The organism is Bradyrhizobium sp. CCBAU 11357, assembly GCF_028128865.1.
Taxonomy (GTDB): domain Bacteria; phylum Pseudomonadota; class Alphaproteobacteria; order Rhizobiales; family Xanthobacteraceae; genus Bradyrhizobium.
Genome location: NZ_LBJW01000111.1, coordinates 352,176 through 376,683 on the forward strand (window position 1 = coordinate 352,176; position 24,508 = coordinate 376,683).

Sequence of the window (24,508 nt, forward strand, 5' to 3'; positions counted from 1 at the left end):
ATTCTCTTCAATATTCACCTTTCAGCCATTGTTGGTATGCAACAACGGCCCCTCATTTGGGGGCCCCGATTCATGCGCGCTGCGGCCGCAATTCTCATCATGTTGCTGCTCGCCGGCTGCGCCGGCAACGAAGCACCGGTCCAGCAGCCGTCGATGTATGCCGACATGGCGGTCCCGGGCTCGAAGCTCGACGTCCAGGCGGCTGCGATCATGATCTCGCAATACCGCCAGAACAACGGGCTCGGCACGGTCGTGGTCGACCCGGATTTGACCAGGCTCGCCGAATCCCAGTCGGGCGCCATGGCGGCGGCCAACAAGATGGACCACGACGTCCGCGCGCCGCTGGCCAAGCGTCTGGCCTCTGGCGCCTATCCTGCCACCGTGGCGGTCGAGAACATTTCGGCCGGCTATCATACGCTGGCGGAAGCGTTTTCCGGCTGGCGCGACTCGCCTCCGCACCGCGCCAACATGCTCAAGGGCGGTGTCACAAAATTAGGCATCGCGGCGAGCTATGCTCCAGGCACCAAGTACAAGGTGTTCTGGACCATGATCCTGGCCTCGACGGAGCCGCGATAAGCCAGACTTGATCCCGGGATGCATTGACGCCGCGGCGGAGTGTCGCCACGGTGGCCAGCCTTTTGCTATTGTTCCCATATGACCGATCATAGCCCGGAATCCGCCAGCGTCCCCGCGAATGCACAACGCGTCCTGGTCCTCCAGGGCGGCGGCGCGCTCGGCTCCTACCAGGCCGGCGCCTTTCAGGCGCTGTGCGGCTACGGCTTCGATCCGGAATGGGTGGCCGGCATCTCGATCGGCGCGGTCAACGCCGCCATCATCGCCGGCAACGAGGGTCGCACCCGCGTCGAGCGGCTCAAGGAATTCTGGGAAATGGTGTCGGCCCCGGTGCCGTGGAAGCCGGTCGGCAAGAGCGACCACAGCCGCGAGCTGTTCAATTCGACCAGTGCTGCGCTGATCGCGACGTTCGGCGTCCCCGGCTTCTTCACGCCGCGCATTCCGCCGGCGCCGCTGTGGCCGCCGGGGCATCCCGAAGCCGAAAGCTATTACGACACCGCGCCGCTGAAGAAGACGCTGGAGCGTCTCGTCGATTTCGACCGCATCAACGATCTGAAGTCACGCCTTTCGGTCGGCGCGGTCGGCGTCACCTCGGGCAATTTCAAATATTTCGACAATTACGAGTTCAAGAAGCTCGGCAAGAAGATCGGCCCCGAGCACATCATGGCCTCCGGCGCGCTGCCGCCGGGCTTTCCCTCCGTCGTCATCGACGGCGAGCATTATTGGGACGGCGGCATCGCCTCCAACACCCCGCTCGACTATGTGCTCGATGCCGAGGTCGCACGCGACATGCTGATCTTCCAGGTCGATTTGTTTTCCGCGCGCGGCGACCTGCCGAACTCGCTGCTGGAGGCCGCCGAGCGCGAGAAGGACATCCGCTATTCCAGCCGCACGCGGATGAACACCGACAAGAACAAGCAGCTGCACAACGCCCGGAGGGCCGTGCGCGATCTGATCGGCAAATTGCCGGACTATCTCAAGAACGATCCTTCCGTCGAATTCCTGGCGAAAGTGTCGCGCGAAAGCACCGTCACCGTGGTGCATCTGATCTATCGCAGCAAGAACTACGAATCCTCGTCCAAGGACTACGATTTCTCGCACGTCGCCATGGTCGAGCATTGGGAAGCCGGCGTGCGCGACGTGCACCTGTCGATGCGCCACAAGGATTGGCTGGAGCGGCCGCAGTCCGGCGAGACCATGGTGACCTACGATCTCACGGGGGACGTCACCGCGCCCCCGGCAAAAAGGAGTGAATAGAATGGGTACTCTGTCAGGCAAGAACGCCGTCGTGACCGGATCGACCAGCGGCATCGGGCTCGCTTACGCACGCGCCTTCGCCGCCGCCGGTGCCAATGTCGTCATCAATGGTTTCGGCGCGCCGGAGGACATCGAGAAGGAGCGCGCCAAGATCGAGTCCGATTTCGGCGTGAAGGCGGTCTACTCGCCCGCCGACATGACCAAGCCCGCCGAGATCGCCGGCATGATCGCGCTCGGCGAGAAGACGTTCGGCTCCGTCGACATCCTCGTCAACAATGCCGGCATCCAGTTCGTCTCGCCGATCGAGGAATTCCCGCCGGAGAAGTGGGACCAGATCATCGCGATCAATCTGTCCTCGGCCTTCCACGCCATCCGCGCCGCGGTGCCCGGCATGAAGAAGAAGGGTTGGGGCCGCATCATCAACACGGCGTCGGCGCACTCGCTGGTCGCCTCGCCGTTCAAGTCGGCTTACGTCTCGGCCAAGCACGGCATCGCCGGCCTCACCAAGACCGTGGCGCTGGAAGTGGCGACCCACAAGATCACCTGCAACTGCATTAGTCCGGGCTATGTCTGGACCCCGCTGGTCGAGAAGCAGATCCCCGACACCATGAAGGCGCGCAATCTGACGCGCGAGCAGGTCATCAACGATGTCCTGCTCGATGCACAGCCGACCAAGGAGTTCGTCACCTCCGAGCAGGTCGCCGCGCTCGCGCTGTTCCTGTGCAGCGACGACGCCGCCCAGATCACCGGCACCAACCTCTCGATCGACGGCGGCTGGACCGCGGAGTAAGAGGCGAGGCCGTAGGGTGGGCAAAGGCGCGTAAGCGCCGTGCCCACCATCCTCCGCAATCGAGAGAAGTGGTGGGCATACTTGCACTTTGCCCACCCTGCGAGAGCGAGTCGGCAGCCTCCGCTCAATGCGTCCAGACCAGCGCCGCGAATGCCGACGAGAGGTTCAGCTCCGCGAACATGATTTTGCCGATGCCCGCGACCAGCGTCAGCGGCACTGGTGTTTCACCTTCTTCCCGCGCTACTGCGAAACAACCGTTCTCAGGTCCGAGGCGAAGTATATTGCCTTCTCGGCTCGTTCAGTCCCGCGAGGGGCCGCCGTGACGTGTGGCGGATATGGATGATATGAATGACCTCGCCACTGACGCGGTAAAATATCCGAAGGGGATAGCGGACGACCGTTACCGCGCGGACCTGGGAACGTTGTGTCACCCGTGGCGATGAGAAAGGCGCACCCCGGACGCGCTCGATGACGTCAGCGAATCTTCGTCCGATGGCGTCGGCGACCGCTGGGCTGGCGTTGCTTGCGTAATAGGTTGCAATATCTTCGAGGTCAGCAAGCGCCTCTCGGGTCCAGACGACCTTCATCCGCGCTTGAATTTCGCGAAGACCTCTGCGACCTCGGCATCCGTAGCGAACTCGCCGCGATCTATGGAGGCTAACGCAGCGTCGATGCTTCGCAGTTCTTCCTGTGTCGCCACATATTCGCCGCCGAGCAGTTCGCTCTCGATTTCGCTGGCAATCGCAACCAACTCGTTCTGGGCCTCTTCGGGCCAAGTCTGGGCACGTTCCAGAAGATCTCGCAGATCGCTTGCAGCCATGCCCGACTATATCAGGTGCCGAAGAGCTTTCCAATCATCTATAGCCGATGGCTAGCGTCCGAACGCCAGCACGTGCAGCCCCAGCCGCTGCCGGACGATCCAGAACAGCAGCACGGTCTCGAAGCTCAGTGAGATCGAGGTCGCAGCCGCCGCGCCGTGGCCGCCGTAGCGCGGCACCAGCGCGATGCAGAGCACGACATTCATCACGAAGGCCAGCGCGTAGGCCAGCGCGCAGATCCTCTGCTGGCCGAGCATGTTGAGCAGCCGCTCCACCGGGCCGATGGCGGCGCGGACCACGAGGCCGATCGCGGCCACGAACATGATGTCGTAGCCGATCATGAATTGCGGTCCGAACAGCCACAGCAGCGGCTTACCGAGCGCGAGCAGCACGATGGTCGCGGCCAGCGACGGCCAGAACGTCCAGTTGATGGCGTGCGCGACGTAAGCCGACAGGCGCGCCTTGTCGCCGCTGGCATTGTATTCGGCGAAACGATGCGCCGTCGTCGCCGACATCGCGTAATGGATGAACGAGACCAGCGCCAGCGTCTTCACCACGGCGAAATAGACGCCGACCTCGTCCGAGGGACGGAATTGCTGCAGCACCAGCACGTCGGTGTAGGACAGCAGCAGGTAGAAGCTCTCGACCAGCAGGATCGGCAGCGAGACGGCGAGCCAGCCCTTGACGTCATAGACCTTCGGTCCCGGTGTGATGTGATCGGCGAGCTTGCGGTTCAGCACCGCCATCTGCCCGGCCATCGCGATCCACACCGCGCCCAGGCTCGCCAACATCGCGGCGACCGCGCCGAGGTGATAGCCGAGCAGAAAGGCGAGCGCTGTGATGCCGATGATCAGTGCCTGGCGGATGATGAATTGCGGCATCAGGCCGAGTTGCATCCAGTCGTGCGAGCGCGCGATGCCGTCCTGGGTGTTGGCGACGACGAAGGCGGGAAGCGTCATGCAGCCGATATAGAGCGGCAGCACCTCGGCCGGATCGATCCAGGGCGACAGCAATTTGACGATGCCGGCAAGGCCGAGCGACACCAGCGTGGACACGGCAAAGGTCAGCCAGCGGCTGCCGGAGAGGAAACCGCGCAGCAGCGCCTGCGCGCCGCTGGCGCGGTACTCCGGAATGATTTTTTGCGCCGAGGCCGAGATGCCGAAATCCATCATGCTGCCGAGCAGCAGCACCCAGGTCCAGACATAGACGTAGATGCCGTAATCGGACGTACCCATCCAGCGCGCGAGCAGCACCTGCGAGACATAAGCGAGGCCGGCGCTGATGACGCGGATGACGAAGATGGTGCCGGCGAGCTGCCGCGTCAGCGACGCCTCGCTCGATCCGCCCGCGAGCTTGGCGCGCAGCCGCGCAATCAGGCCGGCCGGTCCGGTCGTTGCGGGTGGTGCATCCATCACGGCCAATTCGAAGAATCCCCAGGGCGACCTGCAGCGGCAGGTGAGGGATTAGCAACCATTCGTTAAGATTCGGTTGGGCGGGGTGCCGTAACCCCAAACGCGGTGTCGTTCGCGGACAAGCGCGCCTCAAGCGCGCGCCGATCTGGGACCCATAACCCCAGGGAGAAGTTGTTGCGTGCTGGCAACTCCGAATCTTCGCCAAACCACTCCCTGTGGTGATGGGTCCCGGGCTCGCGCTTCGCGCGCCCCGGGACGACAGCTGAATGTGGAACGCCAGCAGAGCAACGTACTCGCGTTGACCGGGCCTCACTCCAAATTCGTATTGAACTCGTACGCCTTCTCCGGCCCGACCAGCGTGAACTTCAGCGCGGCGCCCTCGGGCTTGGCGCCCGGCGGCAGTCCGTCGAGCTCGAACGAGAAGCGCATCACCCCCGGCGGGCTATGCGGTGCCGGCGCCGGAATCGGCAGCGCCCAATCGGGTGTCGGGCCTTCCACGAACAGATTGACCTTGCGGCTGTCGGGCGTCACCACGTCGACCACCACGTTCTTGGGCCCGTCACGCTTGACGTCGCGAATGGTGAGCGGATTGGGATCGCCGATATTGGCGGGCTTCGGCACGGTGTCGAGCGCGGCACGCAAGTTCGCATCCTCGGTCGAGGCGACGCTGTTGAAGCCGAGCTCGGCGCTGGCCTCCACCGGAATGCAGAGCTTCTCGCACACCGCGTAGTTGATCTCCGCGCGCAAGGTCACCGGCTTGTCCGCAGCCTTGGCGACGATGCGCAGGGGCAGCACGACCTGGTCGCGATAGCCGATCGAATGGCCGCCCGCGCCGTCGTCGAATTTCAGCGGTGCCGGCCACATCACCGTCACCGCTTCGACATTATCGGACTTCGAGAAGTCGAACCGGGGTGGAACGCCGGAATCGCCGGGCGACCGCCAGTAGGTCTTCCAGCCGGGCTGGAGCTGGAAGGCAATACCGCCGAGCAAAACCGCGCCGCTGCGCGATCCCGCCAGCAGCCGCACCGCGGAATGTCCGTCGCGCTGCCAAGGCGAGGCGTCATCGGCACGGGCGGCGATGGCCAACGCCGACGCGAGCAGGGTTGTTGCGACGCCAATCGCCGCACGCAGGGGAACTCTCGTAAGCATAGCACGTCTTTACAGGGTGGCCCCGGGCCAAACCATTGAATTGCGTGTGATGGATGCACTTGAATCAAGTCGCCGCAAGCCTTGATTTGACAGCCGCCCGGCCCGACATCAGGATAGGAATTGAAACCGGAGTGCTTGAGCGATGGCTCCCACAGGCAAGAGGACGGGCGAAAGCACCCGCAGCTCGGGCGCCGCGTTGCCCAGTTCCGGCTATCTCGACGGCCGGCTCCTGATCGCAATGCCCGTGATGGGCGATTCCCGCTTCGAGCGCTCGGTGATCTATCTCTGCGCCCATTCGGCGGAAGGTGCGATGGGCATCATCGTGAACCATCCCGCCGGCAGCATCGATTTCCCCGAGCTCTTGCAGCAGCTCGGCATCATCAAGAAGGGCGAGCACATCAAGCTGCCGGAGAACGCCGAAAGCATGAAGGTGCTGCGCGGCGGCCCGGTCGACACCGGCCGTGGCTTCGTGCTGCATTCCAGCGACTTCTACATCGAGAACGCGACGCTGCGGATCGATGACGGCGTCTGCCTGACCGCGACGGTCGACATCCTGCGCGCCATCGCCAACGGCTCCGGCCCCAAGCACGCCATCCTCGCGCTCGGCTATGCCGGCTGGGCGCCGGGCCAGCTCGAGACGGAGATCCAGAGCAACGGCTGGCTGCATTGCGATGCGGATGCGGATCTGATCTTCGGCGACGACGTCGACGACAAGTACAACCGCGCCCTGCAGAAGATCGGCATCGATCCCGGCATGCTCTCGAACGAGGCCGGGCACGCGTAGCTGGTGGAGTGCTTCGCACAGCTCTCACCCATCGTCATTGCGAGCGAAGCGAAGCAATCCAGAATTCTCCACGGAGGCAGTCTGGATTGCTTCGTCGCTTCGCTCCTCGCAATGACGACAGCGCCTACTCCGCCGCCTGCTGCTGCACCGTCGGCTCGGTGCCCGCCACCGTCGCGCGGCGCATGTCGCGGGGCTGGGACTGGTCGTAGCGGCGGACGCGGTGCATGGTCTGGCGGTTGTCCCACATCACGAGGTCATGCAGCTTCCATTTGTGCACGTAGACGAACTCAGGCTGCGTGGCGTGCTCGTTCAGATCGCGCAGCAACAGCCGCCCCTCGGGCACGCTCATGCCGACGATCTTGCCGGCATGCGATGACAGATACAGCGACTTGCGGCGATGCACGGGATGCGTGCGCACCAGCCGCTGCAGCACCGGCTTGAACATATGCTTCTCTTCGTCGGTGTATTCGGTGAAGCCGAGCGATCCCCGCGAATACATCAGCGAATGCTCGCAGACGAGGTCCTCGATCTCCGCCTTGGTCTCGTCGTCGAGCGCGTCATAGGCCGCGCGCATGTCGGCGAATTCGGTGTTGCCGCCCTTCGGGTTCACCACGCGCGCCGACAGCAGCGAGAACTTTGCGGGGATGGGGCGGAAGGAGCTGTCGGAGTGCCACAGGCAATTGCCGAGGTTGAACAGATTGGCGCGGCTGTCCTTCGGCAGCGGCTTGCCGTCCTTGCCGAGGTTGGAGACGTCGTTCAGGCCCGAGGTGAGGCGGTGTTCATCCGCCTTGGTGATGTTGCCGCCGCGCGCTTCCTCGCGCTGGCCGAAGTTCAGCGCGAACGCCATCTGCTGCTCGTCGGTGATGTCCTGATCGTGGAAGACGAGCACGGCGTACTTGTCCATGGCGGCCTCGATCTCGCGCGCCTCATCCGGCGTGAGCGGCTTGCGCAGATCGAGGCCGGATACCTCGCCGACGAAATGTTTCTGAAGCTGCCGGATGGCGATGGTCATGGCGTTCCTCCCGCATCGACGAGCGGTTTCCCCGCTCTGTTGTGGAAAAAATGACTCCCGCATCCGGCGATGTCAACGCGCCGCGCGCATGGCTCTCACGCGTTCCGCGCCATCAGCCCGCCGTCGACCGGGATCACCGCGCCGGTGAGGAAGGACGCCGCGGGCAGGCACAGGCTCAGCGTCATATGCGCGACCTCTTCAGGGTCGCCGTAACGGCCGAGTGCGGTGCGGCGCTTGGCGTAGATGGTCTTGTGCTCCTCCGGGATGCGGTCCGTGATTCCCGTGCGGATCGGTCCGGGACAGATGCAGTTGACGGTGATGCCCTCGCGGCCGAGCTCCACCGCCAGCGAGCGGGTGAGGCTCACAACGCCACCCTTCGCGGCCGAGTACGGGCTGTGCAAGGCGGTGGCGCCGAGCGCCTCGGTCGAGGCGATGTTGACGATGCGCGGGCTCTTCGACTTGCGCAAGTGGGGCAGCGCCGCGCGGATGATGCGTGGATGCGCCGTCAGCATCACGGCGATCCCCTTCGCCCAGGCGTCCTCGTAGGCCTCATCGTCGATCGCGACACGCACCGAGATGCCGGCATTGTTGACGACGATGTCGAGCCCGCCGAAATGCGCGGCGACATCGCCGACCACACGCTTGATCTCGTCGCCGTCGGCGACATCGAGCTTCCACGCCCGTGCCGCGCCACCGCTCGCCGCAATCTCCCTGGCGACGTCCTGCGCGCCATGCTCGGCGAAATCCGAGACGGCGACATTCGCACCTTCGCTAGCGAATACGCGCGCGGTGGCGCGCCCCATGCCGCTGGCCGCGCCGGTGACGAGCACGGTGAGGCCCTTCACGGACCGGCTGAGCTCCCTGAAGTCGGACATGCTGTTTCCTCGCGCCGAGCTGGTTCTTGTTATGATTGACAAGGCTGGCATCGATCCGCAGACAGGTCAAACAAGCAGACAACAACAGGGGAGGCCGAGAATGGCAAACGAGCTCGATTTCTCAGGCAAGCAGGTGCTGGTGGTCGGCGGTTCCAGCGGCATCGGCAACGGCATCGCGCAGGCCTTTCGCGCCAAGGGCGCTTCTGTCGCGGTCTGCGGCACGCGTGCTCACGCAGCGGAATATTCAGCCGAGGAAGGCTCCGATCTCGAAGGTCTTGCTTACGCGCAGCTCGATGTCGGCAATCCCAATGCGATCGAAGCATTCAAGCCATCGTTCGAACGTCTCGACATCCTGGTGCTCGCGCAGGGCGCGGTGATCTACCGCCGCGGCGAATTCGAGATGGCGGGTTTCCGCAAGGTCGTCGAGGTCAATCTGATGAGCCTGATGGCCTGTGCGACGCGCTTTCATTCCATGTTGCGGGACGCGAAGGGCGCGCTGATCATCGTGTCCTCGACCGCGGCCTATCATTCCACCATGGGCAATCCCGCCTACAATGCCTCGAAGACCGGTGCGGTCGGATTGACGCGGACGCTTGGCGAGGCCTGGGCCGAGGACGGCATCCGCGTCAACGGCATCGCGCCAGGGCTCGTCGACACCAAGATGACGAAGGTGACGACCGACAATCCGAAGCGGCTGGAAGGCGCGCTCGCCCGCATCCCGCTGCGGCGATTGGGCACGCCGGCCGACATGGCGGGCGCGGCGCTGTTCCTGGCCTCGCCGCTGTCGTCCTACATCATCGGCCAGACGCTGGTCGTCGATGGCGGCCTGATTCTGTAGGAGAGCCTAAGGAACCGCGCTGCGTCTGATCGGTTACTTCGGCTGACCACCGAGGAGGATCATCATGGACACGGATCGGATTGTTGGATCGGCGAAGGAATATGCCGGACGCGCGGAAGGCGCGATCGGCGACATGGCAGGCGATGCCAAGACTCAGGCATCGGGCAAGGCGCGGGAAGCCGCGGGCACGGTGCAAAATCTCTACGGCCAGGCCAAGGATGCCGTGCGCGAGGCCACGGACACTGCCGCGGGCTATGCCAAGGATGCCTATGAGAACAGTGGCGAGACTTTCCGCGACGGCTCGAAGGCCATCGCGCAGAAGGTGCAGGACAACCCGCTCGGCGCGCTGCTGGTTGCCGGCGGCATCGGCTTCGCGCTGGCGCTTCTGATGTCGCGTCCCGCCCGTCGCCCGCCGTCACGCTGGCGCTATTACGGCTGATTGTCGTGCGTCATTCCGGGGCGCGCCTCTTGGCGCGAGCCCGGAATCCATTCATCAACATTGCCGGTGGCACGATGGATTCCGGGTTCGCGCTATGCGCGCCCCGGAATGACATCTGAAATCGTCAGAGACGATTACCGGAACATCTCGGCCGAGCGGCCAACGTTGCCCGGCGGACGCGGGACCCCAGGATTGGGATTCGGATTGCGCGGTCCGGGCGCAGGCGCCAGCTGGCGTGGGGCCGGCGGGGGCTGCGGCGAGCCGAAGCCGAAGAAATCCCGGAATGAGGGCGTTGCCTGGGCCGGCTGTTGTGGCGGGAGCTGCGGCTTCTTCGGCGCGAGCTTTGGTGGCGTGATCGCGACGGCCGCGCCCGGTGCGCCCTGAGCCGCCCCGCCGTCCGGCGTCGTTGCCGCCATCGGCGTATCGCCCTTGGCCTGCTCGCGGCCGACTTCCCGGCGCGGCCAGGCATAATCGTCGGCACGGCCGGCGGGAGCTGCCAGCGGTTCACCCTTCACCATGGTCTTTGCCGCGAGCGCATCGACGGCGGCGGGACGCGTGCCTGGTCCGCCCAGCAATTGATCGGTCGAGATCGAGGCTGCAACCAGCGGCACGATCGGCCCGGCCAGCGGCCTCGGCGCGGGCTTGCCCGGCTCGGCGCTGGTGTCGGGCGTCGCAGGCTCGCTCGGCAGCGCGATCGGGCCGGAGCGTCCGGCAAGCAGGCGCGTGATCTCGCGCTCGACATAATGCGCGAGTTTTCGTGCGCCCGGCTTCGTGAAGTAGACGCCGTCGGAGCTGCGGAGCTGGCGGATCTGGCCTTCGAAGTCCGGGCCCTTCTGCAGGAAGCGGCCGGCCTCGTCGACGAAGCCGTCCCAGACGTCGACATAGGTGATGCCGGCCTTGGCGGCGCCCTCACGGTAGAGCGAATCCAGGAACAGCGTATCCGCGGTGCCCTTCGGTCCGCGAACTGCGGGCAGGCCGACCCAGAGCACGGGCACGCCCTTGGCCTTGAGCACGCCCGCGAGCTCCTCGATCTTCTTGCCGTAGAGCTCGACCCAGCGCTCGTCGCGGAATTCATAGAGGCCGTTCGGGTTGCGCGCGGTCTTTTCCGGCGCGGCCGCCGGCGTGTCGGCGTTGTCGGCGTCGTCCTGCGGCAGGTCGGCATCGGCAGGCTTGTCGTCCGGCTTGGCGGCGGTGTCGGGCTTGGCATCGCCGGGCTTCGCCGGTGGCTTGGCGCGCGCACCCTTGTCGTTCTTCTTGTCCTTGTCTTTTTCCGCGGCTGCCTTGTCGGATTTGTCGGCGGCCGGCTCGCGGATCGCGACGCGGTCGTTGAGGCCGAGCATGACGACGATCACGTCGGGCTTCTCGGTCTCGAGAATGCCCTTGGCCGCCGCGGCCCAGTCCGCGGGCTCGCCCTTGGGCTGGTACTTGATCAGGCCGGACGTGGTCTTGTGCTTGCGGATAACGCCCATGTCGGGCTGCTCGGCGTAGGCGTCTTCGAGGCCATAGGCGAGCCAGTCGGCCATGGCATCACCGATCACCAGCACGTTCTTCTCAGGAATGGTGTCGCGCTTGGCCGGTGCCGGCGCGCGCGAAAAATCCTGGCGCGGCGCTTGCTGCGGCTGCTGCTGGAATGGTGCGAAGAAGTCGCCGCCGAACCAGCCGCCACCTCCGCCGCCCCGGGGTGGCGGTGGTGGGGCCGAACGCTGCGGCGGGCCGCCGAAGCCGGGGAAGTTGAAGAACTGTGCCGAAGCCGGTGCAGCCACCGATACCAGGATCGCAAGCGCCGTCCCCAGCGCGATCAGCGGGCCGGTCTCGGTCAGCGCCTTGAACAGGGACTTCTTCGACATGCGATCTCGGGCACGCGCAATGGGGGATCGGAGCTAGCTCGATATAATAACGGAATCAGGCGCCAAACGGGCAAATTCCATCGCAGATTCTTGTCCATAGACCGGGGAACACCAGTCCCGGTCAAGGTTATCAGCCAAAATCCGCCTTCAAGGTTACTTCAGGCGCGATTTTTACCGCCCGCGCAGCCGGTCCAGCACGTCGGACGAGGCAAAACCGTCGGCGGGGGCCCCGATCGAGGCCTGGAAGTTGCGCAAGGCCTCCCTGGTCATGCCGCCGAACTGGCCGTCCGGGGTGCCCTTGTAGAAGCCGCGCTGGGCCAGCAGTTGCTGCAGCTCCAGCCGCTCGGTCCGTGACAGCTCGCGCTCCTGGCGCGGCCAGGGCTGCACGAAAGGCTGTCCCCCGCGCAGCCGGTCGGCGAAATGGCCGATCGCCAGGGCATAGGCTTCGGCCGGGTTGTACTTCATGATGACGCGGTAATTCTGCAGCATCAGAAAGCCCGGTCCCTGCGCGCCGGCCGGCGCCAGCAGGTAAGCTTTCTCCGCCGGCTGCGGAAAGGGCTGGTTGTTCGGACGCTTGAGCCCGAGCTTCTCCCATTGCGCGATCGGCATCGCCTTGGCGCGGTCGGCCAGCATATAGTTGAAGCCTTGCGGCACCACGACCTCAAAGCCCCAGGTCTGGCCGGGCTGCCAGCCGTCCTTCTTCAGATTGTTGGCGGTCGACGCAATCAGGTCCGTTGGATTGTCGACGACGTCGCGCCGGCCGTCGCCGTCTCCGTCCACCGCGAAGCGCTTGAACGCGGTCGGCATGAACTGGGTCGGGCCGAAGGCGCCGGCCCAGGAGCCGCGCAGCTGCTCCGGACGCAGATCGCCGCGGTTGAGGATCTCCAGCGCGGAGAGGAATTCGTCCTTGAAATAGGCCTGGCGGCGGCCGATGCAGGCGAGCGTCGCGGTCGATTGCAGCACGCTGCGGTCGCCCATCTGCGTCGAGTAATTGGACTCGATGCCCCAGATCGAGGCGATGATGGTGCGGTCGACACCGGTGGCTTTCTCAGTCGCGTCGAACTGCGCCTTGTATTTGGCGAGGACCTCGCGGCCTTTGGCGAGGCGGTTGTCGTTCACCAGGATGTCGAGATAGTCCCAGATCGACTTGGTGAATTCCGGCTGCGAGTCCATGAGGTCCATGATGCGCAGGTCGGGCGAGAGTCCGGCGGTGAAGCGCTGAAAGTTCTCCTGCGTGACGCCGCGCCGTGCAGCATCGGGCCACATCGCAGCGACGCAATTGTTGAAGTTGCCGGCGGCCTCGCGGATCGCGGCGGCCGTCATCAAGGGATGGCCGGAGGCGCCGTCCTCGCCGCTCCAGGGCAATGCTCCCGTCGGCGCGCCGCTCGGGCCAGGTGTGGGTTGCGCCGGTGCCGGGTTCGATCCCGAGAAGATGCCGCCGAACAGGTTGGACAGGCCGTTCTGCGCCTGCGCGTCCGCGCCGGCCGGCAGCAGCAAAGCGGCCGCAACGACTGCGCCGCCAGCCCGTCTCGCCAGTCCTGCCATTGATTGCATCATATCCCACCCGTCGGCCTGAAAACCCGCCACAGGAGGCCTGGTTAGCGTTGCCAATAGCTTAACAAAGGTGAAATTTTGGTGACGGCCTTTTTCTTAACTCTGTCGGGGCGAGGCCCCACATCCGCCTTTGTTGGCGGCTGCAAACAGGCTAGCAAGAATGCCATTGCTCCCGTCCCATGTGCCCCAAGGTATTCGATCGATCCCATGAAGATTCGCAAAGCTGTATTCCCCGTCGCCGGCCTCGGCACCCGCGTTCTGCCTGCCACCAAGGCAATGCCGAAGGAAATGCTGACCATCGTCGACAAGCCGCTGATCCAGTACGTCTATGACGAGGCGAAGGAAGCCGGCATCGAGCACTTCGTCTTCGTCACCGGCCGCAACAAGGCTGTCATCGAGGATCATTTCGACCGGATGTTCGAGCTCGACGCGACGCTGGCCGCACGCGGCAAGAAAGCCGAGCAGGACATCCTGGCGCAGAACCAGCCGGAAGCCGGCGCGGTCAGCTTCACCCGGCAGCAGGCGCCGCTCGGCCTCGGCCACGCGGTCTGGTGCGCGCGCGACATCGTCGGCAACGAGCCGTTCGCCGTGGTGCTGCCGGACGAACTCGTGCTCAACACGCCCGGCTGCCTGAAGCAGATGATCGAGATGGCGTCCTCGCTCGGCGAAAAATCCAATCTGGTCGCGGTCGAGGCGGTGCCCGATCATCTGACCCACCAATACGGCATCTGCGGCGTCGGCAAGCGCAACGGCAAGATGTTCGAGGTCGACGGCATGGTCGAGAAGCCGGCCAAGGGCACGGCGCCGTCCAACCTCTCGATCACCGGCCGCTACATCCTGCAGCCGGAGATCTTCAAGATCCTGGAGACCCAGGAGCGCGGCGCCGGCGGCGAGATCCAGCTCACCGACGCCATGATCGGGCTTGCCAAGACGCAGAAATTCTACGGCGTCGAGTTCGAGGGCGAGCGCCATGATTGCGGCTCCAAGCCCGGCTTCCTGCGCGCCAACATCGCCTACGGCTTGAAGCGCCCGGAATTGCGCGACGGCCTGATCGCGGAGATGAAGAAGTATCTGGGGCAGTAGTTCCCGGCGTCATCTCTCTGCTCGTCATTGCGAGGAGCGAAGCGACGAAGCAATCCAGACTGTCTCCGCGGAGGGATTCTGGATTGCTTCGCTTCGCTCGCAATGACGACGGCGAGGGAGTTTCTCACGCCACCAGCGACAGCTGCGGGAGGCTCGCGACCACCGACTGGTTGCGCCCGCCGGCCTTGGCGGCGTAGAGCGCCTTGTCGGCGGCGGCAACCAGCAGCGCCCAGTCCATGCCGGCGGCGGGGACGAGGCTGGCGATGCCGCAGGACACCGTCGACATCGCCTGATCGTCGGACCAGCCCTGCACCTTGTGGCGGATCGTCTCCGCCACCTTGAAGGCATCGGCGGCCGAGGTGTTCGGCAGCAGCACGGCGAATTCCTCGCCGCCATAGCGCGCCGCGCAGTCGCCGGCGCGGCTCACCGAATCGGAAATGCAGATGGCGATGCCGACCAGCACCTGGTCGCCGGCCTGGTGGCCGAAGGTGTCGTTGTAGGCCTTGAAGTGATCGGCATCGATCATGAGCAGCGCGATCGGCGCCTTCTGGCGCATGGCGCGCCGCCATTCGACGTCGATGACGGAATCGAACTTGCGGCGGTTCTTCAGGCCCGTGAGCGCGTCCGTCGTCGCCAACTCCTCGAGCTTGCGCTCGGCCTCGGCGCGCCGGCCGATCTCGCGCGCCAGCACGAGCGTCGATCCCAGCACGAACAGCGCGAGCGCCAGCACCACGGCGCCGATGCGGATCGCCTCCTTCTGCCAGAGCGCGAACACCGCGGCCAAAGGCTTGCCGGCGACCACGAACAGCGGACCATTGTTCTTGCTGCGGACATAGAGTCGCGGCGTCGGATCGACCGGGCCCTGTCCCGAATAGGAGGCGCCGACCCTGAGATTGTCGGCCTTCCAGTTCTGGCGGTCGTTCAGGTTCGTGCCGATGACGTCGAGATCGAATGGCCGCCGCATGATGATGGTGCGGTCGCGCTTGAGCACGGTGATGGTGTCGTCGGGGTCGAGGTTGAGCCGATCGAACAATTCGTGGAAATAGCTGAAGCGGATCGAGCCGGCGACGACGCCCATGAAGCCGCCGTCCGCGTCGCTGATGCGCCGGCTCAACACGATCGAGTAGGCGCCGCGAAACAGCATGGGACGGCTGATGAACAGCTCCGCGCCGGGATTGTCCCGGTGAACCCTGAAATAGTCTTCCTCGCTGCGGTCCTCCGGCAGCGGATCGAGCGTGGAGGCGTCGATGGTCAGCCGGCCCTCGGCGTCGAACACCTGGATGGCGCCGAAATGCCTGGCGGTGGTTGCGTGGTCGAACAGGATCAGGTGACGGATCGGCTTCGAGACCGTCGCGAGCTCGGGCAGCAGCATGTTGCTGGCGACCGCCTTCAGCGACAAATCGTAGATCTCGACGTTGCGGCTGACGTCGGACTCGATCGTGGTCGCAAGGTTCTCCAACGTCTGGCGGGCGAGCGCCTCCTCGCCGCGGCGCATGTCGAGCATGACGTTGACGCAAATGGCTGAAAAGCCGATCACCGTCACCACGGACGAGATGATCAGCAGCTTCGCCGAAATCCGCCACGGCCGGCGGGCCGCAACGTCGCGCCATCCAGAGAACATTGTTCGCTCCTGTCCATAGTGGATGCGCCCGAAAGCTTGCGTAGTGTTTAAGCCGCGACGGCGCTGCTGCAATGAGTTAAGAATCGGTTTATGCGGCTGACGGTTTTGAGCAGGCCTGATCTTCGGCCCCGGACGAGAGGACGAGTGTGAACGACTACGACGCGTTGCGCGATTATCTGCTGCGGCAGAAGCAGGAGGAGCTCGTGCTGAGCTTCGAGCAGATCGAGGAGATCATCGGCGCGGCGCTGCCGCGCGCGGCCCAGCGTGCCTCATGGTGGGACAGCCTGCGCAGCCCCGACATCCAGATGCCGCAACGCGAAGCCTGCCTCGCCGCCGGCTTCGTGGCAACGCGCATGCCCGACGGCCAGAGCGTGAGATTCAGGAAGCAGAAGGGTGAGCGGCGGCGATAGTATCGTAGGGTGGGCAAAGCGAAGCGTGCCCACCACTTCTGCTGCCGTGGTGCAAGGATGGTGGGCACGGCGCAAGTGCGCCTTTGCCCACCCTACGATATCGGACTCGCGGAGCAATCAGCTCGCAGCTTCCAGCCGCACTTCCGTGAGCAGCCGCATCGCCGCGTCGGCATCCATCGGCTCGCCGAAGGCAAAACCTTGCGCGTATTCGCAGCCCATCTGGTAGAGCTCGACGGCGTCCGAATCCGTCTCGGCGCCTTCGGCGACGACGTCCATGCCGAGATCGTGCGCGAGCGCGATGATCGACTTCAGGATCACGGGACGGGTGCCGCGGCTGCTGGTGCGCACGAAGGACTGGTCGATCTTGATGGTGTCGAACGGGAAGCGCTGCAGATAGGCCAGCGAGGAATGGCCGGTGCCGAAATCGTCGAGCGACAGCCCGGTGCCGAGCTCGCGGATCCGGGTCAGCATCTGGGCTGCGTGCTCCGGATTCTCCATCACCAGCGATTCCGTCAGCTCGAGCTTGAGCGTGCCGCGCGCCACCGAGGAGCGCGACAGCACGGTGCGGATGTCGTGGATCAAATCGTGGCGCAGCAGCTGCCGTGACGAGACGTTGACGGAGGCGAAGATCGGCTCGCGCGAGCGCATCGCGCGTTGCCACACCGAAAGCTGCTTGGCGGTCTGGTCGAGCACGAACATGCCGAGGTCGACGATCAGGCCGGTCTCCTCCGCAATCGAGATGAACTCCGAGGGCGCCATGCGCCCAAGCTTCGGATGATCCCAGCGCGCCAGCGCCTCGAAGCCGGCGACGGAGCGATCCTCCAGTCGCACGATCGGCTGGTACAGGATCGTGATCTCCTGGCGCTCGATGGCGCGCCGCAATTCGCTCTCCAGCGTCAGGCGGTCGGTCTTCCGCGCGCGCATCGCCGGCTTGTAGACGTCGATGCGGTCGCCGCCGATGCGCTTGGAATGATACATCGCCAGCTCGGCATCCTTGATGATCTCGTCCGTGAGCTGGGTTTGCGGATCGGACAGCGCGAGGCCGATCGATGCGGTGAGGAAGATCTCGCGGTCGTTGAAGGCGATCGGCGCGCGGATGGTCTTGCGGATCGTCTCGGCAAAAGCGGTGATGCGCGCCGGGTCCTGCTCCGAGAGCAGGATCAGGCCGAACTGATCGCCGGCCATGCGGGCCAGCGTGTCCTGCGGCTTCAGGATGCGGGTGAGGCGGCGCGCCAAAGTGAGCAGGATGGAATCGCCGACCGCGATCCCGACGGAATCGTTGACCTGCTTGAAGCGGTCGAGGTCGATCACCATCAGCGTCGGCCGCAGCGTCGGCATGGTCTTGGCGAAATGCGCGACCGCACCGAGCCGGTCCATGAACAGCTTGCGGTTGGGCAGGCCGGTGAGGTTGTCATGCACGGAATCGTGCAGCAGGCGTTCTTCCGCGTTGCGCAGCTCGGTGACGTCGGTGAGCGTGCCGACCACGCGCGAGACCTCGCCGTCCGAGCCGACCACCGGGCGCGCCTTGAGCGCGAACCACATGAAATGGCCGTCCGGCGTGCGCAGGCGGAAATCCTGCACCAGACGGCCGCGGCGCTGGTCGAGCACGCTGTCGAGCGCGGCGCGGAAACGGTCCTGGTCGAGCGGATGCAGCACCTCGAGCCAGGACGCCGCCGGGCCTTCCAGCGTGCCGCGCTTCAGTCCCAGCAGGGCTTCGGTCTCGGGGCTGGTGAACACCTTGTCGGCCGAGACGTCCCAGTCCCAGATCAGGTCGCCGGAGCCGGCCAGCGCCAGGGCGCGCCGCTCGATATCGGAGACGACGCCCGTGCTGGCACCGCCGCCGGCAAAGGCATGCTGCATCACCGTGAAGCCGATCAGCATCACGATCAGCACAAGGCCGCCGAGCAGCGCTGGGCCGACGATGTCGTTGGTGACGGAGCCCGCCACCGTCATGCCTGCCGCCACCACCCAGACCACGAGGAGGAACCAGGTCGGGATCAAGAGCACGGCGCGGTCGAAGCCGTGGGTGGAGAGATAGACGATCAGCGCGAAACCGGCGAAGGCGATCAGCACCAGCGAGATGCGCGCGATGCCGGAGGCCACCGCCGGGTCGAATAGCGCGAGCGCCACCAGCGAGCCGAGGAAGGCGAGCCAGCCGACCGTGATGTGCGAATAGCGCACGTGCCAGCGGCTGAGATTGAGATAGGCGAACAGGAACACCAAGAGCGTCGCCGCCAGGATCGCCTCACCCGCCGCGCGCCAGATGCGCTCGGCGTTATTCGACATGTCGAGCACCTTGCCCCAGAAGCCGAAATCGACGCCGATATAGACCAGCACCGCCCAGGCCAGCGCCGCCGCGGCCGGGAACATGATGCTGCCCTTCACCACGAACAGGATGGTCAGCACCAGCGCGAGCAATCCGGAGATGCCGATCACGATGCCCTGGTACAGCGTGAACGAGTTGACCTTGTCCTTGTAGGCTTCGGGCTCCCACAGATAGAGCTGCGGCAGCTTGTCGGTGCGCAGCTCCGCGACGAAGGTGACGACGGCGCCGGGGTCGAGCGTGATGCGGAACACGTCGGCGGTGGCGCTCTCCTGCCGTTCCGGCCGGTCGCCGATCGAGGGCGTGATGGTCGCGATGCGCGACAGGCCGAGGTCGGGCCACAGCAATCCCGAGGAGACGATGCGGTAATGCGGGGCGACGATCAGGCGGTCGAGCTGGTCGTCGGTGTTGTTGGCGAGCGCGAACACCACCCAGTTCTGCCCGCCCTCGCGGGCGCGCACCTCGATGCGGCGGACGATGCCGTCGGTGCCGGGCGCGGTGGAGACCTGGATGCGATCGGCATCGCTGCGCTGATGCTCGAGCACGCTGGTGAGGTCGATCGCGGGCGCGTCGCTACGGACGCTGACGGCGTCGAGCGCGCGCGCGGGATACGCGGCGACGAGAATCATGAGGCCCAGCGCGATGGGCGCGAGGCACCTGATCAGACGCAAGGTCAGTTCTCCGCGTTCGACGCAAACTCGTCAGTGCAAGGCGAATCTAGAAGGCGATTTCAGACCGAACCGATGTGGTTCGGTGCGTCGCGATAGATGCCACGAAAGCGAGGAAAATCAAAGGGTTTCCGGCTTGCCCTGTGGGCCGGCGGCCTAGGCCTCCAACACAATTTTGCCAATATGTGCGCTGGTTTCCATGCGCCGGTGGGCGTCTGCCGCCTTTTCCAGCGGGAAAGTGCTGTCCATCACCGGCTTGATGCGGCCTTCGCGCAAAAGCGGCATCACTTTCTGCTCGATCGCGGCCACCATCGCGGCCTTGTCCGCATTACTACGGGGGCGCAAGGTCGAGCCGGTATGGGTCAGGCGCTTGACCATGACCTTGGCGATGTTGACGCTGACCTTGGGGCCGTTGAGGGTCGCGATCTGGACGATGCGCCCGTCCACCGCGGCGGCATCATAGTTGCGGTCGACATAGTCGCCGGCGACCATGTCGAGGATCAGGTTGACGCCGACGTTGTTGGTCTCAGCCTTGATCACGGCAACGAAGTCTTCGCTCTTGTAGTTGATGGCGCGGTCGGCACCCAGCTTGAGGCAGGCATCGATCTTGTCCTGCGATCCCACGGTGACGAACACTTTTGCACCGAAGGCTTTCGCAAGTTGGATCGCCATGGTGCCGATGCCGGAGGAGCCGCCATGGATCAGCAGCGTCTCGCCGGCCTTGAGGCCGCCGCGCTCGAACACGTTGTGCCAGACCGTCATCAGGGTTTCCGGCAGCGCTCCGGCTTCCTTGATCGACAGCGCCGGCGGCACGCTCATCGCCTGGGCATCCTGCGCGATGCAGTACTGCGCATAGCCGCCGCCGGCGACGAGCGACATCACCTTGTCGCCAATCTTGTGCCGCTTGGCATTGCTGCCGACCGCGACGACTTCGCCGGCGATCTCGAGGCCGGGCAGGTCGCTGGCGCCGGGCGGCGGCGGATAGGCGCCGGAGCGCTGCGCCACGTCGGGCCGGTTGACGCCGGCAGCCATCACCTTGACCAGGATCTCGTCGGGACCGGGCTGCGGAACGCTGCGTTGCTCCGGCACCAGCACCTCCGGCCCGCCGGGCTTGGAGATGGCGACCACGGTCATTTGCGCGGGCAGCTTGTCCATGATGTGTCCTTGAGCAAAGGTGCGGGAGGAAACGAGGCCCTTGCTTAGCCAGCGCGGTGCAGGCTGGCAACCGCTTAGGCCGTGTGGTCCGGTCCGCGGACGAGAGGAGGAACGACGATGCCGATGGAAGACGACGACCGCCCGCGCAAGAAGATCAGCCATGAGATTGGACAGGACCTCTCACTCTTGTCAGTGGAGGAACTGACCGAGCGTGTCGCGCTGCTCAAGACCGAGATCGCAAGACTGGAAGAAGCCGCCACCAAGAAGCGCGCCTCGCGCGATGCGGCGAACAGCATTTTCAAGTCGTAGCAGTCGCCACAGAACCGACTGTCGTCCCGGAGGCGTGGGCCGAACTTTCTCCGCCTCGTCATTCCGGGGCGGCGCGTCAGCGCCGAGCCCGGAATCAATAGCCACAGGCCGTTGAGACGGGCACGCTGATCGTGGCCGGCTACTCCATCCGCCTGTGGTTATGGATTCTCAGATGCGCAATTGCGCATCGTAGCTCGCGACGTCGTCGCGCCCCGGAATGACGGCCAGAGTTTTGTTCCGCACTTCATTCGGCCACTGGCCGACATGGCTAACGAAATCCCAAAAAATTAGCTCGTTTACTTCGGATTAAGCTTTCGGGTTTATGACTGGAACTGTCCTCGTTTGGACACCGAGTGGCTCCTGTCCACTCTGTTTGACGCCTCCCTGTTATCAACTTTCAAAGCCGCCGGTCTCCGGCGGCTCTTTTTTTGCTTCCGCTCCCGCTGTCTAGCATCCCCGTCCGGTTGCATTCCGAAGGATTGACCCGCGGAAACCATATCCGCGCTTGTCACTGGACTCCGCCTCTCGCCCGCGCAATGATTTGTTCATCATAAGCCGGCGCCAAAGCCGGGCAGTCAAACAGTTGCGTAAGAGGCGTTAACCATGGAACGTTTGCAGGCCGAAGGCGCTCTCGTTCAGCTCAGCGAGCGATTCACCAATTCTGCGGCGTTCGGCAGCCTGTTCCGGGAGGGCATGGACCTCGTCGAGGAGACCGCCGCCTATCTCGACGGCGCCGGCCGCGTCGAGGCCAAGGCCCTCGACCGCGCCGTCAGCCTCACCTACGCGACCGAGAGCATGCGCCTCACCACGCGCCTGATGCAGCTCGCCTCCTGGCTGCTGCTGCACCGCGCGGTGAAGGAAGGCGAGATGACGCTGAGCCAGGCCAACCGCGAGAAGACCAAGGTCAAGCTCACCGCCGCCGATCCCGGCCCGGCCGACACCATCGAGAAGCTGCCGGCGCAGCTTCAGGACCTGATCAATCGCTCGATGAGCCTGCAGACCCGCGTCCGCCGCCTCGACAGCACGATCCACACCCCGCCGGCCGAGCAGGCCGCGATCGGCAATCCGCTGGTGCCGCATCTCAACGCACTGAAGGCCGCGTTCGAGCGGTAGGTCTCACCGGTGCCGTAGGGCGGGGCAAAGGCGCAAGGCGCCGTGCCCACCATCTCCCTTCTTGGGATCACAATAGAGGTCGTGGGCACGCTTCGCTTTGCCCACCCTACGAGTCCTCGGCCTTGGCCGACGACCAGCCCCAAAACAAAAACGCCCCCGGTCTCCCGGGGGCGTTTCCATGTCCAGCCCTGCGGCCGGCTCAATCCTTCTTGAGGAAGCCCGAAAACTTCTTCTGGAAGCGCGAGACGCGGCCGCCGCGGTCCATGATCTGGGCGTTGCCGCCGGTCCAGGCCGGGTGCGACTTCGGGTCGATGTCGAGGTTCAGCGTGTCGCCTTCCTTGCCCCAGGTGGAGCGGGTCAGGTACTCGATTCCGTCGGTCATGACGACCTTAATCGTATGATAATTCGGATGAATTTCGGCTTTCATGGCAATTCCTCGGCGCTCCGGCGCCTTCTTGGGTGGCTCGCGAATGACGGATTTGGCCGGCTCTATACCTCACGAAACCCGGCAAAACAAGCCATGCTGCCGCGGTGAACCGGGGGTTTGCCCTAAGGGACTTCCCGGATTTGCCACTACTGTTGCACCGGCCTATTGGGAGCAAACGAATGCAATGGGTCGGATCTCATGAGCGCAGTGGAACGGCTTGATGACCAATATGTCGATCAGCCCGCAATGAACGCCGCGGACACCCCCTCGATCGAGGCCGAGCTGATCGAAGCGCCGGCCAAGGGCCGCGCCAAGCTGCGGCCGCTGCTCGCGCTCGCGCCCTATGTGATCCGCTATCGCGGCCGGGCGGCGCTGGCCTTCGTCGCGCTCACGATCGCAGCGCTGACCACGCTGCTGGTGCCGGTCGCGGTGCGCAGGATGATCGATTTCGGCCTGACGCCCGAGGGCATCGAGCTGATCAACAGCTACTTCTCGGTGATGCTCGCGGTCGTTGCCGTGCTCGCGATCGCGAGCGCCGCGCGCTACTACCTCGTGATGACCATCGGCGAACGCATCGTCGCCGATCTCCGGCGCGACGTCTTCGCCCATCTGTTGTCGCTCTCCCCCGCCTTCTTCGATTCCGCGCGCAGCGGCGAGTTGATCTCGCGCCTCACCGCCGACACCACCCAGCTGAAATCGGCCGTCGGCGCCTCCGTCTCGATTGCGCTGCGCAACCTGATGATGTTCCTCGGCGCGACGGCGATGATGGTGATCACGAGCCCGAAGCTCTCCGGCTTCGTGCTGCTCGCCATTCCCCTGATCGTGCTGCCGCTGGTGGCGTTCGGGCGCTGGGTGCGGCGCCTGTCGCGCAACGCGCAGGACACGCTCGCCGATGCCTCCGCCTATGCGGGCGAATTGGTCGGCGCGATCCGCACCGTGCAGGCCTATACCAGCGAGAGCTTCGCCGAGAAGCGTTTCGGCGGCGAGGTCGAGCAGGCCTATGAAGCCGCGCGCACCTCGACCCAGGCCCGCGCCGTGCTGACGGCGATCATCATCTTCATCGTGTTCGCAAGCGTGGTCGCCATCCTCTGGATCGGCTCGCATGACGTGCTCACCGGCGCGATCACGCCGGGCCGGCTCGGCCAGTTCGTGCTGTATGCGGTGTTCGCCGCAGCCGGCCTTGGCCAGCTGAGCGAGGTCTGGGGCGAGGTCTCGGCGGCATCCGGCGCGGCCGAGCGCCTGTTCGAGATCCTCCACGTCCAGCCCGAGATTGCCGTGCCTGCGGCGCCGCTTGCGCTGCCGGTGCCGGCGCGCGGCGAGGTCGGCTTCGACCGGGTCAGCTTCGCCTATCCGGCACGCGCCGACGTCAAGGTGCTCGACGCCGTGTCGTTCACCGTGCGCCCCGGCGAGAAGGTCGCGATCGTCGGTCCCTCCGGCGCCGGCAAGAGCACCATCTTTCATCTGCTGCTGCGCTTCTACGATCCGCGCAGCGGGACGATCTCGCTCGACGGCGTCCCGGTCAAGTCCGCCGACCCCGCAGATTTCCGTGCGCGAATCGCACTGGTGCCGCAGGAATCCGTGGTGTTCGCCGCGAGCGCCCGCGAGAACATCCGCTTCGGCCGGCCCGATGCGACCGATGCCGAGGTCGAGCGCGCCGCCGAGCTCGCCCATGCCGCCGAATTCATCCGCCGCCTGCCCGAAGGTTTCGAGACGGCGCTCGGCGAGCGCGGCGTGACGCTGTCCGGCGGCCAGCGCCAGCGCATCGCGATCGCGCGCGCCATCCTGCGCGACGCGCCGTTGCTGCTGCTGGACGAAGCCACCTCCGCGCTCGACGCCGAAAGCGAGACGCTGGTGCAGACCGCGCTGGAAGAGCTGATGCGCCACCGCACCACGCTGGTGATCGCCCATCGCCTCGCCACCGTGCTCTCCTGCGACCGCATCCTGGTGATGGACCAGGGCAAGATCGTCGAGCAGGGCACGCATGCCGAGCTCGTCGCCGCGAACGGGCTCTATGCCAGGCTGGCGAGGCTGCAGTTCGAAGGGGCGTGAGG

The 24,508-nt window shown here is 65.3% G+C and carries 23 protein-coding genes; 11 read left to right on the top strand and 12 right to left on the bottom strand.

What is annotated here, in order from left to right; genetic code table 11:
* Window positions 1–72 precede the first annotated feature (72 nt).
* From XI05_RS33720 to XI05_RS33730, 3 genes are all read left to right on the top strand, one after another.
* Entirely contained in the window at window positions 73–576 is a 504-nt protein-coding gene (locus XI05_RS33720; protein WP_212254186.1) for a CAP domain-containing protein, read from the top strand.
* 78 nt (window positions 577–654) lie between these two features.
* The gene (locus tag XI05_RS33725; protein WP_271510007.1) at window positions 655–1,830 is read left to right on the top strand and encodes a patatin-like phospholipase family protein; all 1,176 of its coding nucleotides are present in this window, start codon (window positions 655–657) and stop codon (window positions 1,828–1,830) included.
* Window position 1,831: 1 nt separating this feature from the next.
* Window positions 1,832–2,620 (top strand): 3-hydroxybutyrate dehydrogenase, encoded by a 789-nt coding sequence (locus tag XI05_RS33730; RefSeq protein ID WP_212254188.1) that lies wholly within the window; start codon window positions 1,832–1,834, stop codon window positions 2,618–2,620.
* A gap of 260 nt (window positions 2,621–2,880) precedes the next feature.
* On the opposite strand, the gene XI05_RS33735 is transcribed toward XI05_RS33730, so the two are convergent.
* The 4 genes from XI05_RS33735 to XI05_RS33750 all read right to left on the bottom strand — a co-directional run bounded on the left by XI05_RS33735 (window position 2,881) and on the right by XI05_RS33750 (window position 5,999).
* Entirely contained in the window at window positions 2,881–3,207 is a 327-nt protein-coding gene (locus XI05_RS33735) for a type II toxin-antitoxin system RelE/ParE family toxin (protein WP_271510008.1), read from the bottom strand.
* Window positions 3,204–3,440, bottom strand: coding sequence for a hypothetical protein (locus XI05_RS33740; protein ID WP_271510009.1), 237 nt, complete (start codon window positions 3,438–3,440; stop codon window positions 3,204–3,206). The genes XI05_RS33735 and XI05_RS33740 overlap by 4 nt, the downstream gene beginning before the upstream one ends.
* A 51-nt stretch (window positions 3,441–3,491) precedes the next feature.
* Window positions 3,492–4,850 carry a flippase gene (locus tag XI05_RS33745; RefSeq protein WP_271510010.1) on the bottom strand — a complete coding sequence of 453 codons (1,359 nt, stop codon included), beginning with the start codon at window positions 4,848–4,850 and terminating at the stop codon, window positions 3,492–3,494.
* A gap of 309 nt (window positions 4,851–5,159) precedes the next feature.
* Window positions 5,160–5,999, bottom strand: coding sequence for a protein-disulfide reductase DsbD domain-containing protein (locus XI05_RS33750; protein WP_271510011.1), 840 nt, complete (start codon window positions 5,997–5,999; stop codon window positions 5,160–5,162).
* A 142-nt stretch (window positions 6,000–6,141) separates the two neighbouring features.
* Between XI05_RS33750 and XI05_RS33755 the strand changes: the two genes are divergently transcribed.
* Window positions 6,142–6,783, top strand: a complete 642-nt coding sequence (locus tag XI05_RS33755; protein ID WP_172784868.1) for a YqgE/AlgH family protein — start codon at window positions 6,142–6,144, stop codon at window positions 6,781–6,783.
* A 124-nt stretch (window positions 6,784–6,907) separates the two neighbouring features.
* On the opposite strand, the gene XI05_RS33760 is transcribed toward XI05_RS33755, so the two are convergent.
* Window positions 6,908–7,795 carry a TauD/TfdA dioxygenase family protein gene (locus tag XI05_RS33760; protein WP_271510013.1) on the bottom strand — a complete coding sequence of 296 codons (888 nt, stop codon included), beginning with the start codon at window positions 7,793–7,795 and terminating at the stop codon, window positions 6,908–6,910.
* 95 nt (window positions 7,796–7,890) lie between these two features.
* Window positions 7,891–8,670 (bottom strand): SDR family NAD(P)-dependent oxidoreductase, encoded by a 780-nt coding sequence (locus tag XI05_RS33765; protein ID WP_271510015.1) that lies wholly within the window; start codon window positions 8,668–8,670, stop codon window positions 7,891–7,893.
* Window positions 8,671–8,770: 100 nt separating this feature from the next.
* Between XI05_RS33765 and XI05_RS33770 the strand changes: the two genes are divergently transcribed.
* Together XI05_RS33770 and XI05_RS33775 are read left to right on the top strand one after the other, a co-directional pair.
* The gene (locus tag XI05_RS33770; protein ID WP_271510018.1) at window positions 8,771–9,508 is read left to right on the top strand and encodes an SDR family NAD(P)-dependent oxidoreductase; all 738 of its coding nucleotides are present in this window, start codon (window positions 8,771–8,773) and stop codon (window positions 9,506–9,508) included.
* 64 nt (window positions 9,509–9,572) lie between these two features.
* Window positions 9,573–9,947, top strand: coding sequence for a CsbD family protein (locus tag XI05_RS33775; RefSeq protein WP_172784864.1), 375 nt, complete (start codon window positions 9,573–9,575; stop codon window positions 9,945–9,947).
* A gap of 134 nt (window positions 9,948–10,081) precedes the next feature.
* Here the strand turns inward: XI05_RS33775 and XI05_RS33780 are convergent, their stop codons facing one another.
* A complete protein-coding gene (locus XI05_RS33780; protein WP_271510020.1) occupies window positions 10,082–11,794 on the bottom strand; it encodes an SGNH/GDSL hydrolase family protein in 1,713 nt (570 codons plus the stop codon).
* Between the two features lie 171 nt (window positions 11,795–11,965).
* Window positions 11,966–13,348, bottom strand: coding sequence for a lytic murein transglycosylase (locus tag XI05_RS33785; RefSeq protein ID WP_271510022.1), 1,383 nt, complete (start codon window positions 13,346–13,348; stop codon window positions 11,966–11,968).
* 207 nt (window positions 13,349–13,555) lie between these two features.
* On the opposite strand from XI05_RS33785, the gene XI05_RS33790 reads away from it, so the two are divergent.
* On the top strand, window positions 13,556–14,431 hold the full coding sequence (locus XI05_RS33790) for a UTP--glucose-1-phosphate uridylyltransferase (protein WP_172784861.1): 876 nt from the start codon (window positions 13,556–13,558) through the stop codon (window positions 14,429–14,431).
* A gap of 124 nt (window positions 14,432–14,555) precedes the next feature.
* On the opposite strand, the gene XI05_RS33795 is transcribed toward XI05_RS33790, so the two are convergent.
* Window positions 14,556–16,052 (bottom strand): sensor domain-containing diguanylate cyclase, encoded by a 1,497-nt coding sequence (locus XI05_RS33795; protein ID WP_271510024.1) that lies wholly within the window; start codon window positions 16,050–16,052, stop codon window positions 14,556–14,558.
* Window positions 16,053–16,198: 146 nt separating this feature from the next.
* Between XI05_RS33795 and XI05_RS33800 the strand changes: the two genes are divergently transcribed.
* The gene (locus XI05_RS33800) at window positions 16,199–16,462 is read left to right on the top strand and encodes a DUF7662 domain-containing protein (protein WP_035998268.1); all 264 of its coding nucleotides are present in this window, start codon (window positions 16,199–16,201) and stop codon (window positions 16,460–16,462) included.
* Between the two features lie 117 nt (window positions 16,463–16,579).
* Here the strand turns inward: XI05_RS33800 and XI05_RS33805 are convergent, their stop codons facing one another.
* Both XI05_RS33805 and XI05_RS33810 read right to left on the bottom strand, forming a co-directional pair.
* Window positions 16,580–19,456 (bottom strand): EAL domain-containing protein, encoded by a 2,877-nt coding sequence (locus XI05_RS33805; RefSeq protein WP_271510026.1) that lies wholly within the window; start codon window positions 19,454–19,456, stop codon window positions 16,580–16,582.
* A gap of 153 nt (window positions 19,457–19,609) precedes the next feature.
* Window positions 19,610–20,608 carry an NAD(P)H-quinone oxidoreductase gene (locus XI05_RS33810; RefSeq protein ID WP_271510028.1) on the bottom strand — a complete coding sequence of 333 codons (999 nt, stop codon included), beginning with the start codon at window positions 20,606–20,608 and terminating at the stop codon, window positions 19,610–19,612.
* A gap of 117 nt (window positions 20,609–20,725) precedes the next feature.
* Here XI05_RS33810 and XI05_RS33815 point away from each other — a divergent pair, with 117 nt between their 5' ends.
* Together XI05_RS33815 and rcdA are read left to right on the top strand one after the other, a co-directional pair.
* The gene (locus tag XI05_RS33815; protein ID WP_172784857.1) at window positions 20,726–20,917 is read left to right on the top strand and encodes a DUF1192 domain-containing protein; all 192 of its coding nucleotides are present in this window, start codon (window positions 20,726–20,728) and stop codon (window positions 20,915–20,917) included.
* A gap of 603 nt (window positions 20,918–21,520) precedes the next feature.
* On the top strand, window positions 21,521–22,030 hold the full coding sequence (rcdA, locus tag XI05_RS33820; RefSeq protein WP_271510030.1) for a protease adaptor protein RcdA: 510 nt from the start codon (window positions 21,521–21,523) through the stop codon (window positions 22,028–22,030).
* A 199-nt stretch (window positions 22,031–22,229) separates the two neighbouring features.
* On the opposite strand, the gene rpmE is transcribed toward rcdA, so the two are convergent.
* The gene (gene rpmE, locus XI05_RS33825) at window positions 22,230–22,457 is read right to left on the bottom strand and encodes a 50S ribosomal protein L31 (RefSeq protein ID WP_271510032.1); all 228 of its coding nucleotides are present in this window, start codon (window positions 22,455–22,457) and stop codon (window positions 22,230–22,232) included.
* 198 nt (window positions 22,458–22,655) lie between these two features.
* On the opposite strand from rpmE, the gene XI05_RS33830 reads away from it, so the two are divergent.
* A complete protein-coding gene (locus tag XI05_RS33830) occupies window positions 22,656–24,506 on the top strand; it encodes an ABC transporter ATP-binding protein/permease (protein WP_271510034.1) in 1,851 nt (616 codons plus the stop codon).
* Window positions 24,507–24,508 lie beyond the last annotated feature (2 nt).

Excerpts from the sequence above, each read along its gene's own strand:
- XI05_RS33810 (WP_271510028.1), bottom strand. The coding sequence starts at position 20,608 with ATGGACAAGCTGCCCGCGCAAATGACCGTGGTCGCCATCTCCAAGCCC.
- XI05_RS33790 (WP_172784861.1), top strand. The coding sequence starts at position 13,556 with ATGAAGATTCGCAAAGCTGTATTCCCCGTCGCCGGCCTCGGCACCCGC.
- XI05_RS33795 (WP_271510024.1), bottom strand. The coding sequence starts at position 16,052 with ATGTTCTCTGGATGGCGCGACGTTGCGGCCCGCCGGCCGTGGCGGATT.
- XI05_RS33815 (WP_172784857.1), top strand. The coding sequence starts at position 20,726 with ATGCCGATGGAAGACGACGACCGCCCGCGCAAGAAGATCAGCCATGAG.
- XI05_RS33765 (WP_271510015.1), bottom strand. The coding sequence starts at position 8,670 with ATGTCCGACTTCAGGGAGCTCAGCCGGTCCGTGAAGGGCCTCACCGTG.
- XI05_RS33760 (WP_271510013.1), bottom strand. The coding sequence starts at position 7,795 with ATGACCATCGCCATCCGGCAGCTTCAGAAACATTTCGTCGGCGAGGTA.
- XI05_RS33730 (WP_212254188.1), top strand. The coding sequence starts at position 1,832 with ATGGGTACTCTGTCAGGCAAGAACGCCGTCGTGACCGGATCGACCAGC.
- XI05_RS33740 (WP_271510009.1), bottom strand. The coding sequence starts at position 3,440 with ATGGCTGCAAGCGATCTGCGAGATCTTCTGGAACGTGCCCAGACTTGG.
- XI05_RS33780 (WP_271510020.1), bottom strand. The coding sequence starts at position 11,794 with ATGTCGAAGAAGTCCCTGTTCAAGGCGCTGACCGAGACCGGCCCGCTG.
- rpmE (WP_271510032.1), bottom strand. The coding sequence starts at position 22,457 with ATGAAAGCCGAAATTCATCCGAATTATCATACGATTAAGGTCGTCATG.
- XI05_RS33720 (WP_212254186.1), top strand. The coding sequence starts at position 73 with ATGCGCGCTGCGGCCGCAATTCTCATCATGTTGCTGCTCGCCGGCTGC.
- XI05_RS33750 (WP_271510011.1), bottom strand. The coding sequence starts at position 5,999 with ATGCTTACGAGAGTTCCCCTGCGTGCGGCGATTGGCGTCGCAACAACC.
- XI05_RS33770 (WP_271510018.1), top strand. The coding sequence starts at position 8,771 with ATGGCAAACGAGCTCGATTTCTCAGGCAAGCAGGTGCTGGTGGTCGGC.
- XI05_RS33725 (WP_271510007.1), top strand. The coding sequence starts at position 655 with ATGACCGATCATAGCCCGGAATCCGCCAGCGTCCCCGCGAATGCACAA.
- XI05_RS33745 (WP_271510010.1), bottom strand. The coding sequence starts at position 4,850 with ATGGATGCACCACCCGCAACGACCGGACCGGCCGGCCTGATTGCGCGG.
- XI05_RS33775 (WP_172784864.1), top strand. The coding sequence starts at position 9,573 with ATGGACACGGATCGGATTGTTGGATCGGCGAAGGAATATGCCGGACGC.
- rcdA (WP_271510030.1), top strand. The coding sequence starts at position 21,521 with ATGGAACGTTTGCAGGCCGAAGGCGCTCTCGTTCAGCTCAGCGAGCGA.
- XI05_RS33735 (WP_271510008.1), bottom strand. The coding sequence starts at position 3,207 with ATGAAGGTCGTCTGGACCCGAGAGGCGCTTGCTGACCTCGAAGATATT.
- XI05_RS33785 (WP_271510022.1), bottom strand. The coding sequence starts at position 13,348 with ATGCAATCAATGGCAGGACTGGCGAGACGGGCTGGCGGCGCAGTCGTT.
- XI05_RS33755 (WP_172784868.1), top strand. The coding sequence starts at position 6,142 with ATGGCTCCCACAGGCAAGAGGACGGGCGAAAGCACCCGCAGCTCGGGC.
- XI05_RS33830 (WP_271510034.1), top strand. The coding sequence starts at position 22,656 with ATGAGCGCAGTGGAACGGCTTGATGACCAATATGTCGATCAGCCCGCA.